Here is a 16,798-nt window from a genome sequence, read left to right on the forward strand (position 1 = left end):
TCAGCTGGGTCATCGCCAGCCCGGCGTAGCCGCAGGGATTAATCCGTCGAAACGGCTCCAGGTTCATGTCCACATTCAAGGCCAGGCCATGAAAGGAACAACCGTGGCGGATCCGCAGACCCAGGGAAGCGATTTTCGCACCGTCGACATAAACACCCGGCGCGTCCGGTTTGGCCACCGCGGTCACGCCGTAGCTGGCAAGCAGCTCGATCAGGCATGACTCCATGCGGCTCACCAGATCACGTACACCAAAACCCAGCTTGCGCACGTCGAGCAACAGGTAAGCCACCAGTTGCCCGGGGCCGTGGTACGTGACTTGCCCACCCCGGTCGACCTGCACCACCGGAATATCTCCCGGCAGCAGCAAATGCTCGGCCTTGCCGGCCTGGCCCTGCGTGAACACCGGCGGGTGCTCGACCAGCCAGATCTCGTCGGGCGCACTGCTGCCGCGTTCGTTGGTGAAGCGTTGCATGGCATGCCAGACCGGCTCGTAAGCCATCTGGCCGAGCTCGCGAAAGCCCAGCGTGCCGGACATCACAGCACCATGTGCACGAAACCGGTGGCCCGCAGTTCGCTGTTGATGTTGTACAGCTGGTCCTGGTCGGTCGCGACGATGTGCAACTGGATGGTGGTGTATTTACCGTTGCTGCTTTGACGCTCGTCAACACGCTCATCATTGATCTTGGCGTGTTTGCGGACGATGTCGATGATCTTGTCCTTGTTGCCCACACCCGTGTCGCTGATCACCTTGACCGGGTAATCAGTGGCAGGGAATTCGATCTTGGGCGCCTTTACTTCGGTATCGGTCATGGCGTAACGGCCTCGTAAGCGTAAGCCGTGGCGACGGCAAAGCCCCGCGCCGGATCAGCGCAGGGCCTTGCAGGTGCACACTATCAGTTGAACAAGCCGTAGAAGAATAGACGGATGCTATCCCACATGCGGCGGAAGATACCACCCTCTTCGACGCCGTCCAGAGCGATCAGGTCGGCGCTGTGCACGACTTTTTCGTCCAGTTTGACTTCGACTTTACCGATCACGTCGCCCTTGGCGATTGGTGCAACCAGTTGCGGGTTCATGGTCATGCTGGCAGCGAGCTTTTTCAGCTGGCCTTTGGGCAGGGTCATGGTCAGGTCTTGGGCCAGGCCGGCCTTGACTTGATTGGTGGCGCCTTTCCAGACAGGAGCCTGAGCCAGCTCGGCGCCTTTCTGATAGAAGGTCTGGGTTTCGAAGAAGCGGAACCCGTAGGTCAGCAGCTTCTGGGTCTCGGCGGCGCGAGCCACTTCGCTGTTGGTGCCGAACACCACGGCGATCAGACGCATGCCATCACGCACGGCCGAGGACACCATGCAGTAGCCTGCTTCGTCGGTGTGGCCGGTTTTCAGACCGTCGACCGTCTTGTCGCGCCACAGCAGCAGGTTACGGTTCGGCTGTTTGATGCCGTTCCAGAAGAACTCTTTCTGCGAGTAGATCGCGTAGTGAGCCGGGTCTTCGTGGATGATTGCGCGAGCCAGCACGGCCATGTCGTGAGCCGACGAGTAGTGCTCAGGGTTCGGCAGACCGGTCGGGTTCATGAAGTGGCTGTTGGTCATGCCCAGGTCGCCAACGGTTTTGTTCATCATGTCGGCGAACGCGTCTTCGCTGCCGGCGATGTGCTCGGCGAGCGCAACACTGGCGTCGTTGCCCGACTGAATGATGATGCCGTGCAGCAGGTCGCTGACAGTGACTTGCGAGCCGACCTTGATGAACATCCGCGAACCACCGGTACGCCAGGCGTTTTCGCTGACGGTGACCGGATCGTTTTCACCGATCTGGCCACGACGGATTTCCAGCGTCGCGATGTACGCGGTCATCAGCTTGGTCAGGCTGGCTGGCGGCAGACGCTGGTCACCATTGTTTTCGACCAGCACGTTGCCGCTGCTGGCGTCCATGAGCACGTAGGCCTTGGCGGCCAGTTGCGGTGGGGACGGCATCATCTCGACCGCGAAAGCGGCTGGCGAGAGGAGCAGCGGGACTAGAAGGCACAGGCGTTTGGCAAAGGTGGTGATGTTCATCCGTCTCTCGAAATCGCTAATGGAAACTGCCCGAAGGCAAAACTAATCAAATAACCTTCTAACGGGTTATCGCGTGTTCAGTTGCTCACTCCAGCCACCCTTTGCCGGGCTTTTGTTCTTCGACGAGCCAACAACCTGGTTCACCCCCCAAAACCGCAGATGAACCGTCAATCAAGTTCTACGTGTTACTCAGTGGCTTACTCGGTCACGACGCTAGGCGAACCGAGGTTGGCCAGGCGCACGCTGTTCTGCACTTGCTGGATTTCACCCGGTGAACCGATTGGCCCCAGGCGCACCCGATGCAGGGTCTGCTGATTGCGCACGATCGAGCTGATGAACACCGGAGCGCTCACCATCCCGCTGAGCTTCGACCTCAGCAGCTCGGCAGCGTCCGGGTTGGCGAAGGCGCCCACCTGCAGATACTGGCCAGACGCTGGTGCAGAAGCGTTTTTTTTTGCATCGATTTGAACAGGAACAACGGCGGCGGCGTGTTGCTGCGGCGGCGGAGTCCATTGTTCGACTGTACCGGCCGAAGCCGTGATGACCGGCGCGCTATTCTGCGCGACTTGCGGCTCGTTGAGCATTAAAGGCGCCGGACGGCCCTTGGCGGCCCACCATTGCTGCGGATCGATGCCTTCGACCTTGACCCGCGCAGTGCCGGTTTCGGCATAACCGAGTTTCTTGGCGGCCGCGTAGGACAAATCGATGATGCGGTCCGAATAGAACGGCCCGCGGTCGTTGACGCGCAGGATCACGGTCTTGTTGTTGTCCAGGTTGGTCACCCGAACGTAACTTGGCAATGGCAAGGTCTTGTGTGCAGCACTCATGCCGTACAGGTCATACACTTCGCCGTTGGCGGTGTTCTGACCGTGGAACTTGGTGCCGTACCAGGACGCCGTACCGGACTGTACGTAGGTCTTGGATTCTTGAATCGGGAAATAGGTTTTGCCCAGCACCGTGTAAGGGTTGGCCTTGTATGGACCGGTGTGCAGGGTCGGCGTGGCATCCGGGATGCGCGAAACGTCGACATCCCACCACGGTGCGCCATCCTTGTGTGCCCGGTTGATGTCCAGCCCCGGCGTCGAGCGCACGGTCGTGGGAGACTTCTGGGCCGGCGGGCGGCTGGTCGAACAACTGGCGACCAGCACTGCCAACGCGGCAAGTGCCATCAGCTTCAGGGGTTTATTCATAGGCAATGCCCGCATTACTTGACGCCCCGTGCTTGGACCAGCTGTTCAGACAGTTGATGTACGGCCATGGCGTACATCACGCTGCGGTTATAACGCGTGATCGCGTAAAAATTCTTCAGGCCCATCCAGTATTCAGGCCCCTTGTCGCCTTCCAGCCGGAAAGCGGTAACCGGCATATCATCGCGCAGCGCATCATGACTTGACCAGCCCAAGGCCCGCAACTCTCCAACGGTTTTTGTCGGCTCGATGCCGGTGGTCAAACCTGCATCGACCTGTTCGCCCCGCACATCGGCGCGGCTGACCACCGGTTCGCCGGCGACCCAGCCATGGCGCTTGAAGTAGCTGGCGACGCTGCCGATGGCATCGTCCGGGTTGTTCCAGATATTGATGTGGCCGTCACCGTCGAAGTCCACCGCATAGGCGCGAAAGCTGCTGGGCATGAACTGCGGCAGCCCCATGGCCCCGGCGTAGGAGCCTTTGAGGGTCAACGGGTCGACCTGCTCTTCACGCGCCAGCAGCAGGAACTCACGCAATTCCTTGCGGAAAAATTCGGCACGGGGAGGATAGTCGAAACCCAGGGTCGACAACGCATCGATTACCCGGAAATTGCCGGTATTGCGACCGAAAAAGGTTTCGACGCCGATGATCGAGACGATCACCTGAGCCGGCACGCCGTATTCCTGTTCAGCCCGGGCCAGCACCGCTTCGTGCTGGCGCCAGAAATCCACGCCACGGGCGATACGCGCGTCGGTGATGAACATCGGGCGATATTCGTTCCACTGCTTGACCCGCTCGGCGGGTTTCGAAATAGCGTCCAGGATCGACTGTTTGCGCTCGGCTTCGCGAAACACGCCCATCAACTGTTCACCGGCGAAACCGTAGTCGCGGGTCATTTCACCGACGAATTCGGCCACTTGCGGTGTGCCTTCGTAATCGCCGGCCAACGCTTCCTGCGCAGTGCCAAGGATGCTTACCAGGCCGACCCACGGCGCGTATCGAGTCGCCCAGCCACGCATTACTTGCATTGAACTCTTCACCTTATTCAAACCTGTGCGATCCACTTACGATGGGTATGGATCGACATCAAAACCCCAAACGCTGACAGCAGCGTCACCAGCGAAGTTCCTCCGTAGCTAATGAACGGCAACGGCACCCCCACGACCGGCAACAGGCCGCTGACCATACCGATATTGACGAAAACATAAACAAAAAACGTCATGGTCAGCGCGCCGGCCAGCAACTTGCCGAACAATGTCTGGGCCTGGGCGGTAATCACCAGCCCGCGCCCGATCAACAGCAGGTAGATCAACAACAGCGCGCAAATGCCCACCAGACCGAACTCTTCGCCCATGACCGCAATGATGAAGTCGGTATGGCTTTCCGGGAGAAAGTCCAGGTGCGACTGGGTGCCCAATAGCCACCCCTTGCCGAACACGCCGCCGGAACCGATGGCGGCCTTCGACTGAATGATGTTCCAGCCAGTGCCCAGCGGATCACTCTCAGGGTCGAGGAACGTCAGGACCCGCTGCTTCTGGTAATCGTGCATGACGAAGAACCACATGGCGATGGCCACGGGCACCGTTGCGGCCAGTACGCTGAGAATCCAGCGCCAGCGCAGGCCACCCATGAACAGCACGAATGCACCACCGGCCAGGATCAGCAGCGAGGTGCCGAGGTCCGGTTGCCGCACAATCAAAATGAACGGCACGCCGATCAGCATCAGGCTGACGCCCACGTGTTTAAGCTGCGGTGGCAGACTGCGTTTGGACAGATACCAGGCGATAGTCGCCGGCATCAGGATTTTCATGAACTCCGAGGGCTGGAAGCGGATCACCCCGGGAATATTGATCCAGCGTGTCGCGCCCATGGCGTTGTGGCCCATGATGTCCACCACCAGCAGCAGCATCACACCGACCACGTAGCCCAGCGGCACCCAACGCGCCATGAATCGCGGTTCGAATTGGGCGATGACGATCATCGCCACCAGGCCAATACCGAACGAGGTGGCTTGTTTGCCCAGCAGATCCCAACTTTTGCCACTGGCCGAATACAGCACGAACAGGCTGCCGGCGGCGAGGGTCAGCAACAGGATCAGCAAAGGGCCGTCGATGTGCATGCGTTGCAACAACGTCGCCCGGCGACGCATCACATCCTCGCTGGAAAGCATGCGATCGAAATTATTCTTCACGGGCCGTAGCCTCCGCGCTGATAGGACTGGCGTATTCGGCTTTCAGATGACCGCTCTCATCGAGCAACCAGGCGTCCATGACTTGACGCACCACGGGCGCTGCCACGCCGGAGCCGGACTCGCCGTTCTCCACCATCACCGACACCACGATTTTCGGGTCGTCGGCCGGCGCAAAGCCAACGAACAAAGCGTGGTCACGGTGGCGCTCCTGAACCTTGGAGCGGTCGTACTTCTCGCCTTGCTTGATCGCCACCACCTGAGCCGTACCGCTCTTGCCGGCGATCCGGTACTGCGCACCGATCGAAGCCTTGCGCGCGGTGCCCCGGGCGCCATGCATGACCTGCTGCATGCCGTGGTTGACCTTGGTCCAGTCCGACGGGTCGCGCAGGATAATGTCCGGCATGGGATTTTCATCCACCGGCTTCGCGCCTTCGATGGTCTTGGCCAGATGCGGGCGATTCCAGATGCCTTTGTTGGCCACCAGCGCGGTGGCCTGGGCCAACTGCAACGGAGTCGATTGCATGTAGCCCTGACCGATCCCGAGAATCAGCGTTTCGCCCGGATACCATGCCTGACGGCGGGTCGCACGCTTCCACTCGCGGGACGGCATCAAGCCAGGCGACTCTTCGAACATGTCCAGAGAGACTTTCTGGCCGATGCCGAACTTGGTCATGTAGGCCGACAGCCGATCGATCCCCAGCTTGTGCGCCAGGTCATAGAAGTAGGTGTCGTTGGAACGCATGATCGCCGTATCGAGGTCGACGAAGCCGTCGCCGGTGCGGTTCCAGTTGCGATACTTGTGGTCGTAGTTGGGCAGCATGTAGTAGCCCGGATCGAATACCCGGCTCGACGCTGTCACCACGCCCGCGTCAAGACCGGCAATCGCCACCGCTGGCTTGATCGTCGATCCCGGTGGATACAGGCCGCGCAGGACGCGGTTGAACAACGGCCGGTCGATGGAATCGCGCAGTTCGGAATAGGCCTTGAAGCTGATGCCGGTGACGAACAGGTTCGGATCGAAACTCGGCTGGCTGACCATCGCCAGCACTTCACCGGTTTTCGGGTCCAGCGCCACGACAGCGCCGCGCCGCCCGCCGAGCGCGGCTTCAGCGGCTTCCTGCAACTTGATGTCCAGGCTCAGCACGATGTCCTTGCCGGGAATCGGATCGGTACGCTTGAGTACCCGTAAAACGCGGCCCCGAGCGTTGGTTTCGACTTCTTCGTAACCCACCTGGCCGTGCAGTTCGGGCTCGTAAAAGCGTTCGATACCGGTTTTGCCGATGTGATGGGTGCCGCTGTAATTGACCGGGTCGAGGGTCTTGAGCTCTTTCTCGTTGATCCGCCCCATGTAACCCACCGAGTGCGCAAAGTGCGCGCCCTGCGGATAGTGGCGAACCAGTTGCGCCACCACTTCCACGCCCGGCAGGCGGAACTGGTTGACGGCGATCCGGGCAATCTGTTCTTCGGTCAGCTCAAACAGGATCGGCACCGGCTCGAACGGCCGACGTCCCTGACGCATGCGCTTTTCGAAAATCACCCGGTCCTCGGGCGTCATCTCCAATACTTCGACGATGACGTCGAGCACTTGCTGCCAGTCGCCGGACCGCTCGCGGGTCATGCTCAGGCTGAAACTCGGCCGGTTGTCGGCGATCACCACGCCGTTGCGGTCGAAAATCAAGCCGCGAGTCGGCGGAATCGGTTGTACGTGGACGCGGTTGTTTTCCGACAGGGTCGAGTGGTAGTCGTACTGGATCACTTGAAGGAAATACAGACGCGCGATCAGCACGCCAATCAGCACCACCACGGCAATTGCCCCGAACACGACGCGGCCACGCACCAGACGGGCGTCTTTTTCGTGGTCCTTGATGCGGATCGGCTGAGGCATGAGGGCAGAACTACTTGTGGTAAGGGTGGCCGGACAGAACTGTCCAGGCACGATACAGCTGTTCGCCGATGAGGATGCGCACCAACGGATGCGGCAACGTCAACGGCGAGAGCGACCAACGCTGATCGGCGCGGGCACAGACTTCCGGCGCCAGCCCCTCGGGGCCACCGACCATGAAATTGACAGTGCGCGAGTCCAGCCGCCAGCGATCGAGTTCCACCGCCAGTTGCTCGGTACTCCAGGGCTTGCCGTGGACTTCGAGGGTGACAATACGCTCGTTCGGCCCGACCTTGGCCAGCATGGCTTCGCCTTCCTGACGGATAAAGCGCGCCACGTCGGCGTTCTTGCCCCGGGTATTGAGCGGTATTTCCACCAGTTCCAGCGCCAGCTCGGACGGAAGACGCTTGGCATATTCATGCCAGCCTTCTTCCACCCACTTGGGCATGCGGGAACCGACGGCGATCAGTCGCAGTCGCACAGCCGTTCCTTATTCCTGGTCTTTGTTGAGCTTGTTGAAATGCTCGTGACCAACTTCAGGGCTGTGGTGTTTGCCGTCGGCGGCACGGCTCTGCTCGGCGCCTTTCCACAGGCGCTCCAGGTCGTAGAACTGACGGGCGTTGGAGGTCATCATGTGGACGATCACGTCGTCCATGTCCAGCAGCACCCAGTCGCTGTCGCCCTTGCCTTCTTCACCCAGCGGCTTGATGCCCAAGGCTTTGACGGCTTCGCGAACCTTGTCCAGCATCGCGCCGATCTGGCGGTTGGAAGTACCGGTGGCGATGATCATGTAGTCGGTGATGCTCTGCTTGTCGCGAACGTCGATGACCAGAACGTCCTGGGCCTTGACGTCTTCCAGGGCCGCTACCGCGATCTTGACCAGTTCGTCGCCTTTAGGCGGCTCGGCAGCCAGGACTTTCTCAGGCAGCGGGGCACTCTTGAACGTGCCTTTGCGCTTAACTTTGTTTACTTCGTTGTTCGTCATAAAAAACTCGTTTTGCTCGTTTGTTCGGGCGCTTCAATACACGTTGTTGCCACGTGCCTTGAGGCACTCCTATTCAGTTCGACGCACGGTAGAGTCCGTGCGCATCGATGTAGGCCAGGACCGCGTCGGGCACCAGGAAACGTACCGACTTACCGCTGGCCAGCAGTTGACGGATCTGGGTGGCGGATACCGCGAGCGGTGTCTGCCAGACGAATGCAATCTGTCCGCTCGGCCCTTTGAGGGCCAGCGGGTCGCTCACCGAGCGCGCTGCCAGCAGGTTGCGCAAGGCATCCGGCGGTTCGCTGTCGGCATCCGGGCGTTGCAACACCAGGATATGGCAATGCTGGAGCAACTCTTCCCAGCGGTGCCAAGTGGGCAGGCCGCAAAATGCGTCCCAGCCCAAAAGCAGAAAAACCTGGGTCTCGGCGGCCATTTCGGCACGCATCAACTCCAGGGTATCAATGGTGTAGGACGGTTTGTCCCGCTGCAATTCGCGGGCGTCCACCACCAACGGTGCCACACCGGCCACCGCGCACTCGACCATCGCCAGACGGTCCTTCGCCGACACCTGCGGCGTATTCCGATGGGGCGGCCTGGCACTTGGTGTCAGGCGCAGCTCATCGAGGCCCAGGGTCTCGGCAACTTCCAGCGCACCGCGCAAATGACCGATGTGCACCGGGTCGAACGTTCCACCCAGCACGCCAATACGGCGAGGCACTGGCTCGCTGACGGTCGACGGGGCTGACGGGTCGAAGTCGCCCAAGTCAGACCGGCTCCTGTCCGCGCAACTGGCCATCACCGACCACGATGTACTTCTCGCAGGTCAGTCCTTCGAGGCCGACCGGGCCGCGGGCGTGCAGCTTATCAGTAGAAATGCCGATCTCGGCACCCAATCCGTATTCGAAGCCATCGGCAAAGCAGGTCGGGGTGTTGATCATCACCGACGACGAATCGACTTCAGCCACGAAACGCCGGGTGTCGCCCTGGTGTTCGCTGACAATCGAATCGGTGTGGTGCGAGCCGTAATGGTTGATGTGCTCTATAGCCTGTTCCAGCCCGTCGACCACGCGGATCGACAGAATCGCGTCGAGGTACTCGGTACTCCAGTCATCGAGGGTGGCCGGCACGGCATCGATGATTGCCCGGGTGCGTTCACAGCCACGCAGCTCGACACCTTTCTCGCGGAACTGGGCCGCCATCGCCGGAAGAAAATCTTTGGCGACGGTTTGGTCGACGAGCAGCGTTTCCATGGCACCGCAGATGCCGTAACGGTAGGTTTTGGCGTTGAACGCGATGCGCTGGGCCTTCGCCAGGTCCGCGTGTTCGCTGACGTAAACGTGGCAAATGCCGTCCAGGTGTTTGATCACTGGCACGCGAGCATCTCGACTGACGCGCTCGATCAGGCCGCGACCGCCGCGAGGCACGATGACATCGACGTATTCGGGCATGGTGATCAGCGCGCCGACGGCGGCACGGTCAGTGGTTTCGACCACTTGCACCACCGCGGCCGGCAATTCGGCCTCGGCCAGTCCGCGCTGGATGCAGGCAGCGATGGCACGATTGGAATGAATGGCCTCCGACCCGCCACGCAGAATGGTCGCGTTGCCGGATTTCAGGCACAGGCTGGCGGCATCGATGGTGACGTTCGGACGGGATTCGTAAATGATCCCGATGACGCCCAAGGGCACGCGCATCTTGCCGACCTGGATACCCGACGGACGGAAACTCATGTCACGGATCGCTCCGACCGGGTCCGGCAGCGCGGCCACCTGGCGCAAACCGACGATCATGCCGTCAATACGCGCCGGCGTCAGCGCCAGGCGTTCAAGCAAAGCCGGTTCAAGACCGTTGGCGCGGCCGGCTGCCAAGTCCAGCTCATTGGCTGCGGTCAACTCGGCGCGGGCGGCGTCCAGTGCGTTGGCGGCGGCCTGCAAGGCGCGGTTTTTCTGCGCAGTGCTGGCGCGGCCAATCACGCGGGAAGCTTCGCGGGCGGCGCGACCCAAGCGGGTCATGTAGTCAAGAACGGACTCAGTCATGGTCTGGGCGTGGTCTTTTCTAAGGTCTTGGTAAAGAGTAAAGCGGCAGATTATAGCTGTCGTGCCTCCTGACTAACAGCGGTGACGGGCGGATGGTCGAAATGGAGAGCAAATTGCCGACGTTCAGCCGGGATTAAGCTGCAAATTGTTATCATCACCACTCAATCAGCCCTGATAAACACTGTTCATCATGTCCAATCTGACTGTCCGAACGTCCGCCATGAGCCTGCCCACGGGCCTTGCGGACGCATTTTTCGACCGCGACGCGCAAATTCTTGCCCGGGACCTGCTCGGGAAAGTCATTCGGCATCGGGTCAACGGACTGTGGCTCAGCGCAAGGATCATTGAAACCGAAGCCTATTACTGCGCCGAAAAAGGCAGTCATGCGTCGCTCGGCTACACAGAAAAACGTAAGGCTTTGTTTCTGGATGGCGGTCACATTTATATGTATTACGCCCGGGGTGGCGACTCCCTGAACTTCAGCGCCCAAGGTCCGGGCAACGCAGTGCTGATCAAATCGGCTTACCCGTGGGTCGACGACGTGAGCGGCCCGGCGAGCCTGGCGCAGATGCTGTTGAACAACCCCGACGCCCGGGGCCGCCCTCGCCCACCGCAAAAGCTCTGCGCCGGGCAAACCCTGCTGTGCAAGTCGTTGGGGCTGAAGGTACCGGTCTGGGATGCCAAGCGCTTCGACCACGAGGTGCTGCTGGTTGAAGATGTCGGCCAGTCCCCTGCCCACGTTATCCAGACCACGCGCCTGGGCATCCCCCATGGACGAGATGAACATCTGATGTACCGCTTTGTCGACTCGGCCTACGCTGCCTGGTGCACACGGAACCCGCTGCGACGGGGTCAGGTCGAAGGGCGCGACTATTTTATGCTGGGCTGAATGCTGACCAACACTGACTCCTGTGGGAGCGGGTGTATTCAGAGTGATGTGTTCTCAACAGGATCAACTGAACATTCAATGGAGTTGTCTTTATGGGCCAATGGCTCGATAGCGTGACCGGGTGGCTGACGGTCAACCCGCAATGGCTGGCGGCGGCGGTTTTCATCGTGGCCTTTGTCGAATGCCTGGCGATTGCCGGCCTGATCGTGCCCGGCACGGTGTTGCTGTTTGCCGTCGCGGTACTGGCAGGCAGTGGGGCGTTGTCGCTGAGTGAAACGCTATTGCTGGGTTTCCTCGCCGGCGTGTTGGGCGATGTGGTGTCGTATTTCCTGGGGCGCCACTTCCACCAGAACATCCGGCGCCTGCCAGGCTTGCGTCATCACCCCGAGTGGATCGCCGGGGCGGAGTCATACTTCCAGCGCTACGGCATCGCCAGCCTGTTGGTCGGACGCTTTATCGGCCCGTTGCGCCCGATGCTGCCGATGGTGGCCGGCATGTTCGACATGCCTTTCCCGCGTTTCTTCGCCGTCAGCCTGTTGGCTGGCGCAGGCTGGTCGGTGGCGTATCTGCTGCCGGGTTGGGCCACCGGGGCAGCGATCCGCCTGCCGCTGCCTGAAGGTTTCTGGCCTGAGGCCGGGATCGTCGCCGGCGCCATCGCCGTGATGGTCGGATTGAGTGCAACCAGCAGTTTGCGCCGACATCGCAACGCCACCGTTTTCATTACCGGGATGAGCCTGCTGATTCTCGCCGGGCTGTTCGTCGGTTATCCACACCTGACCGCGCTGGATCAAGGCGTGATGGCCCTGGTGCAGGAGCATCGCAAACCCGCACTCGATGAAGTGGCCGTCGTCCTCACGCTGATCGGCGAATTCCACATCATGCTGCTGTTCAGTGCCTTGCTGGTGGCGCTTCTGCTGATCACCCGACAATGGCGCCAGGCGATCTTCGCTTGCGGCACGTTGCTGTGCACTGCGCTGGCCAATACCGTGACCAAAGGCTTTTTCGCCCGCGTGCGGCCGGAAGTGCTGAGCGATCCCCTGACCAGCTACAGCATGCCCAGCGGTCATGCATCCGGCGCATTTGCGCTGTTCCTGACTCTGGCCGTGCTGGCGGGACGCGGACAACCGCCGCGGATGCGTCTGACCTGGTTGCTGGTGGCTTGTTTGCCAGCACTGGCAATTGCCCTGTCGCGGGTTTATCTCGGCGCGCACTGGCCAACCGATGTATTGGCCGGTGCGATGCTGGCGGCCTGCGTCTGCGCGGCCAGCCTGTGGCTGAGCCAGCGCAAGGTTCAGCTCAATTCCATGCCACCGAAGGTCTGGTGGCTGATCTTGCCGTCGCTGGTGGCTCTGTTCGGGTTCTTTGTGTTGCGGCATTTGCCGCATACGATGCTGCGGTACGCCTATTAACCAGCCTCAGGCAAACAGCTCGCCCTGCAACTCGTCCAGCAGCGCCTGGATCGCATCCAGCCGCTGTTGCGGATCATCGAGTTGCAGCAGGTCGATCTTGTCCAGTTCGGCGAACGGCAACAGGTAAGCCAGCTGATTGGCCAGCGATTGCTGACCGGTCGCTTCGGTTCCCATGTTCAGCGCTTCGACCATCGGGTGTTCAGCCAAGGCCTTGAGCAATGCCACCAGATCGGCATCCTCGTCCTGCAGCGGCTGTTCCGGCTCCTCGTCGAGCCACTCGACCTCTGCCACGATCAACTGATCACGTTGCAGTTCGGTGCGCAGAATGTTGAAGCGCCGGCCACCCTGAACCCGAATCCCCAACAGACCATTGTCCTGTGTCTTGAAATCGGTGATCAGCGCCTCACACCCCACCAGCGCGTACCCCGCCGGAGCGATGCCGACTTCTTCGCCCTCCAGGATGCAGACCACGCCGAAGCCGCCGCCCTGTTTCATGCAGCGACCGATCATGTCCAGGTAGCGCGCCTCGAAAATCTGCAAGTCGAGGATGCAGCCGGGAAACAACACTGTATTGAGTGGGAAAAGCGGCAGACTCATAGACATTTCCTTACACCACCATCGACACCGCCAACGGCAGCAACACCGCCGTGGCCACGCCCATCAGACTCATCGCCAGCGCCGCGAAGGCGCCACATTCTTCACTTTCCTGCATCGCCACCGCCGTGCCGACAGCATGGGCGGTCATGCCCAGCGCCATACCCCGAGCCTCGGGGCTGTGGACGCCGAGCCGGGTCAACAGACTCGGACCAAAGATCGCGCCGATCACACCGGTAATCAACACGAACACCGCAGCCAATGCCGCGACACCACCGATCTGTTCGGCCACCAACATCGCAATCGGCGAAGTGACCGACTTCGGCGCCATGGTCATCAGGATCATGTGTTCAGCACCGAACCACCAACCCAGAAGCACGCCAAGGACTGTAGCAACCACTCCGCCTATCACCAGCGTAGTAAAAATCGGCCAGAACAACTGCCGAATCCGCCGCAGATTAAGGTAAAGCGGCACCGCCAGCGCGACCGTCGCCGGGCCGAGCAGGATGCTGAGGATCTCGGTGCTCTTGCGGTACTCGACATAAGTCAGGCCGCAGCCCACCAGCACACCGATCACCAGCAACATGGAGACCAGCACCGGCTGCAAAAAGATCCAGCGGGTTTTCTCGTAGGCCGCCAGTACCAGTTGATAGGCGCCGAGGGTGATGCCAATGCCGAACAGGGGATGGTGGATCACCGACGCCCAAGCGCCATGCCAGTCGAAGATCATTGGTTGTCCTCTGGGTGAACATGACGTTTGACCAGTCGCTGCATCAACACACCGGCGAAAGCCATCGACAGCAACAGCGACAAAAACAGCGCGCCGACGATGGCCCAGAAATCCGCGGCGATGTCGGCGGCATACACCATCACACCCACCGCCGGGGGCACCAGCAACAAGGGCAGATAACGCAACAGACTGCTGGCCGCCAGGTTCAGCGGCTCACCGACCTGGCCGCGACTGATCAGAAACACCAGCAACAGCAACAGGCCGATGATCGGACCTGGCAGGAACGGCAGCAGCAAATGGTTGATCGCGGTGCCGAGCAATTGGAACAGCACCAGCCAGGTCAGGCCACGTAACAACATCTTTCATCTCCCGCAAAATCCGTCACCCGCATTGGCCTGGGCATTATAAGCATGCCTGCCCTATACAACGGCATTCGCCAAAAGCATGGTCGGTTGACCGGAGCAAATTGCCATGTTGATCTAAAGTGGTAATCCGGGAGGTCAAATCCCCCCCCCCACTCAAAACTATAAAAGCGATGAACCCAAGGAGAGTCTCAATGCCCTATGTTCCAGTTGCAGAGCTCAAAGATTATGTCGGGAAGGAACTTGGACGTTCCGAATGGCTCACCATCGATCAGGCGCGAATCAACCTGTTCGCCGAAGCCACTGGGGATTATCAGTTCATCCATGTCGACCCGGTCAAAGCCGCACAAACGCCATTTGGCAGCACCATTGCCCACGGCTTCCTGTCGCTGTCGCTGATTCCAAAACTGATGGAAGACATTCTCGTCATGCCGCAAGGCCTGAAAATGGTGGTCAACTACGGCCTGGACAGCGTGCGCTTCATTCAGCCGGTCAAGGTCGATTCGAAAGTGCGCCTCAAGGTCGACCTGACCGAAGTCACCGAGAAAAAGCCTGGCCAATGGTTGCTCAAGGCCACCGCCACCCTGGAAATCGAAGGCTCGGAGAAACCGGCGTATATCGCCGAACCGTTGTCACTCTGCTTCGTGTAAACCTTCCGGAATGCGAAGCAGCGCCCGCTGTTTCGCGCCCCCAGCCATTCTATCGACTGTATATGGACACATAGCTGCGGCATACTCGGTCGCCTAATTGCCCGGAACCCGCTATGCGCTCACTTGCACTCATTGCCTTGACCCTGATGCTCACCGCTTGCGGAGACGGCGAATCGCTGTTGCCCCCTGATGCGCGGCTGCCGGACGGCGGACGCTATCGTGGCGACATGGTCAATGGCTTGCTGCAAGGCCAGGGCCGGATCGACTACCCGAATGGCAGCTGGTACGCCGGTGAGTTCGATAAAGGCCAATGGCACGGCCAGGGTGAATGGCACGGCAGCAATGGCGAGGTCTATCGCGGGCAATTCAATCAAGGGTTGTTCGACGGCCAAGGCGCCTTGAGCACCAACGGCAGCCGTTACAACGGCGGTTTCAAACTGGGCCGGCGTAACGGTGAAGGCACCCTCAAAGAAAACGGCATGACCTACCGCGGCGAGTTCAAGGCCGATCAGTTTTCCGGGCTCGGCCGCCTCGAACTCGAAGACGGCAGCGCCTACCAGGGCCAGTTCGCCCACGGCAAACCCAATGGCGAGGGCCAGCGCGGCGACGCCAGCGGCAACCAGTACAGCGGGCACTTCGTCGACGGTCAGCTGGAAGGCAAGGGAACCTTCAACAGTGCCGACGGCGATATCTACGTCGGCGGTTTCAAGAACAATCAACTGGACGGGAAAGGTCGCTACGAAAACGCCGACGGCGACGTCTGGCTGGGTCTGTTCAAGGAAGGTTCGCTCAACGGCAAAGGCGAGTTGATCGGTGCAGACGGCAGTCACTACATCGGCCATTTCAACGACTGGCGCTTCAGCGGTCAGGGGCGACTGAACCTGGCCGACGGCAGTTTCTACATCGGCCAGTTCGACAACGACACCTATCAGGGCCGCGGCACTCTGGTGCTGACCGATGGTTCGGTGCTCAGCGGTATCTGGGTCAACGGTCAGCGAGTGCGCGATGCCGATGGCAAGCTGCTGCCGGACACGCTCGAACTCGGTTTGCTGGCCCAGGGGCGTCTGCTCGAAGAAGCGCTGGGTGGTGTGCCGGCCTCGACGCCAGCGGTGGAACTGTACACCCTGACCCTCGGCGGCGATGGCAAACAGAGTGTGTTCCTGCGTGAATCCGACTATGTCGCCAATATGCTCAACAGTCGTTTCGGCGCCTTTGGCCAGATCCGCCTGGTCAACCATCGCGACCACCTCGGCGACCGCCCGATGGCCACCCGGGAGAACCTGCGCCGCGCTGCGCTGACCCTGGCCGAACGCAGCGGTCCCGAAGACCTGATATTCATTTACCTGACCAGCCATGGCACCAGCGAACACGAGCTGGTACTCGACCAGCCGCGCATGGAGCTGGCCGATCTGCCGGCCGATGAACTGGCGGCCGTCCTCGCTCCGCTGAAGAACCGCGACAAGGTCATCGTGATTTCGTCCTGCTATTCCGGCGGTTTCATCCCCGCCCTCAAGGACGAGCGCACCCTGATCATGACCGCTTCGCGGGCCGACCGCGTGTCGTTCGGCTGTTCGGAGGAAGCCAACTTCACCTACTTCGGCGATGCCTTGTTCGCCCAGGCGCTGAACCAGACCGACGATCTGGAACAAGCCTTCAAACTGGCCAGGGCCACCGTCGCCGAGCGGGAGCTGGCCGACAACTTCGAAGCCTCCGAACCGCAGATCTGGGCGCCAAAAACCGTCCTTTCGCACTGGCAGTTGCTTCGCAAACAACAGGCAAGAAAAGCACTGCAAAGTGTCTCGATCGACAGCAAGGACGCAAAGAGCAACTAA

The 16,798-nt window shown here is 60.7% G+C and carries 18 protein-coding genes; 4 read left to right on the forward strand and 14 right to left on the reverse strand.

Going from position 1 to position 16,798, the window contains the following annotated elements; translation table 11 throughout:
- The 11 genes from lipB to D8U69_RS00495 form a co-directional block, all read right to left on the reverse strand.
- Positions 1-535 (reverse strand): lipoyl(octanoyl) transferase LipB (gene lipB / locus D8U69_RS00445; protein WP_130906440.1); only part of this gene is annotated, 535 nt, incomplete at its 3' end.
- Entirely contained in the window at positions 535-810 is a 276-nt protein-coding gene (locus D8U69_RS00450) for a DUF493 domain-containing protein (protein ID WP_056855803.1), read from the reverse strand. The genes D8U69_RS00450 and lipB, both read right to left, overlap by 1 nt.
- Before the next feature lie 83 nt (positions 811-893).
- The gene (locus D8U69_RS00455; RefSeq protein WP_056855804.1) at positions 894-2,051 is read right to left on the reverse strand and encodes a D-alanyl-D-alanine carboxypeptidase family protein; all 1,158 of its coding nucleotides are present in this window, start codon (positions 2,049-2,051) and stop codon (positions 894-896) included.
- Positions 2,052-2,248: 197 nt separating this feature from the next.
- Positions 2,249-3,256, reverse strand: a complete 1,008-nt coding sequence (locus D8U69_RS00460) for a septal ring lytic transglycosylase RlpA family protein (protein ID WP_130903860.1) — start codon at positions 3,254-3,256, stop codon at positions 2,249-2,251.
- A complete protein-coding gene (gene mltB / locus D8U69_RS00465) occupies positions 3,256-4,266 on the reverse strand; it encodes a lytic murein transglycosylase B (protein ID WP_056855806.1) in 1,011 nt (336 codons plus the stop codon). The genes D8U69_RS00460 and mltB overlap by 1 nt, the downstream gene beginning before the upstream one ends.
- A 17-nt stretch (positions 4,267-4,283) precedes the next feature.
- Positions 4,284-5,387, reverse strand: coding sequence for a rod shape-determining protein RodA (gene rodA, locus D8U69_RS00470; protein WP_056855903.1), 1,104 nt, complete (start codon positions 5,385-5,387; stop codon positions 4,284-4,286).
- 31 nt (positions 5,388-5,418) lie between these two features.
- The gene (gene mrdA, locus D8U69_RS00475) at positions 5,419-7,314 is read right to left on the reverse strand and encodes a penicillin-binding protein 2 (protein ID WP_056855807.1); all 1,896 of its coding nucleotides are present in this window, start codon (positions 7,312-7,314) and stop codon (positions 5,419-5,421) included.
- Positions 7,315-7,324: 10 nt separating this feature from the next.
- Positions 7,325-7,792 carry a 23S rRNA (pseudouridine(1915)-N(3))-methyltransferase RlmH gene (gene rlmH / locus D8U69_RS00480; protein WP_003185785.1) on the reverse strand — a complete coding sequence of 156 codons (468 nt, stop codon included), beginning with the start codon at positions 7,790-7,792 and terminating at the stop codon, positions 7,325-7,327.
- Between the two features lie 9 nt (positions 7,793-7,801).
- Positions 7,802-8,296 carry a ribosome silencing factor gene (rsfS, locus tag D8U69_RS00485; protein ID WP_056855808.1) on the reverse strand — a complete coding sequence of 165 codons (495 nt, stop codon included), beginning with the start codon at positions 8,294-8,296 and terminating at the stop codon, positions 7,802-7,804.
- A gap of 73 nt (positions 8,297-8,369) precedes the next feature.
- The gene (gene nadD, locus D8U69_RS00490; RefSeq protein WP_162250584.1) at positions 8,370-9,014 is read right to left on the reverse strand and encodes a nicotinate-nucleotide adenylyltransferase; all 645 of its coding nucleotides are present in this window, start codon (positions 9,012-9,014) and stop codon (positions 8,370-8,372) included.
- Positions 9,015-9,060: 46 nt separating this feature from the next.
- A complete protein-coding gene (locus D8U69_RS00495; protein ID WP_130903864.1) occupies positions 9,061-10,332 on the reverse strand; it encodes a glutamate-5-semialdehyde dehydrogenase in 1,272 nt (423 codons plus the stop codon).
- A 190-nt stretch (positions 10,333-10,522) separates the two neighbouring features.
- On the opposite strand from D8U69_RS00495, the gene D8U69_RS00500 reads away from it, so the two are divergent.
- Positions 10,523-11,221: a DNA-3-methyladenine glycosylase gene (locus tag D8U69_RS00500; RefSeq protein ID WP_130903865.1), complete on the forward strand. Its 699-nt coding sequence runs from the start codon at positions 10,523-10,525 to the stop codon at positions 11,219-11,221.
- Positions 11,222-11,313: 92 nt separating this feature from the next.
- Complete coding sequence (locus D8U69_RS00505) at positions 11,314-12,630, forward strand: bifunctional DedA family/phosphatase PAP2 family protein (RefSeq protein ID WP_056855812.1); 1,317 nt, start codon at positions 11,314-11,316, stop codon at positions 12,628-12,630.
- 6 nt (positions 12,631-12,636) lie between these two features.
- Here the strand turns inward: D8U69_RS00505 and D8U69_RS00510 are convergent, their stop codons facing one another.
- From D8U69_RS00510 to D8U69_RS00520, 3 genes are read right to left on the reverse strand one after another with little or no spacing between them, the layout of a single operon-like run.
- Positions 12,637-13,227: an LON peptidase substrate-binding domain-containing protein gene (locus tag D8U69_RS00510; protein ID WP_056855813.1), complete on the reverse strand. Its 591-nt coding sequence runs from the start codon at positions 13,225-13,227 to the stop codon at positions 12,637-12,639.
- Positions 13,228-13,237: 10 nt separating this feature from the next.
- Complete coding sequence (locus tag D8U69_RS00515) at positions 13,238-13,954, reverse strand: LrgB family protein (protein ID WP_075949055.1); 717 nt, start codon at positions 13,952-13,954, stop codon at positions 13,238-13,240.
- Positions 13,951-14,313 carry a CidA/LrgA family protein gene (locus tag D8U69_RS00520; protein ID WP_056855815.1) on the reverse strand — a complete coding sequence of 121 codons (363 nt, stop codon included), beginning with the start codon at positions 14,311-14,313 and terminating at the stop codon, positions 13,951-13,953. The genes D8U69_RS00515 and D8U69_RS00520 overlap by 4 nt, the downstream gene beginning before the upstream one ends.
- Before the next feature lie 197 nt (positions 14,314-14,510).
- On the opposite strand from D8U69_RS00520, the gene D8U69_RS00525 reads away from it, so the two are divergent.
- Together D8U69_RS00525 and D8U69_RS00530 are read left to right on the forward strand one after the other, a co-directional pair.
- Positions 14,511-14,966: a MaoC family dehydratase gene (locus D8U69_RS00525; protein WP_056855816.1), complete on the forward strand. Its 456-nt coding sequence runs from the start codon at positions 14,511-14,513 to the stop codon at positions 14,964-14,966.
- A gap of 113 nt (positions 14,967-15,079) precedes the next feature.
- Entirely contained in the window at positions 15,080-16,798 is a 1,719-nt protein-coding gene (locus tag D8U69_RS00530; protein ID WP_056855817.1) for a C13 family peptidase, read from the forward strand.

This window comes from Pseudomonas sp. Sample_16, from assembly GCF_004307665.1.
GTDB lineage: Bacteria > Pseudomonadota > Gammaproteobacteria > Pseudomonadales > Pseudomonadaceae > Aquipseudomonas.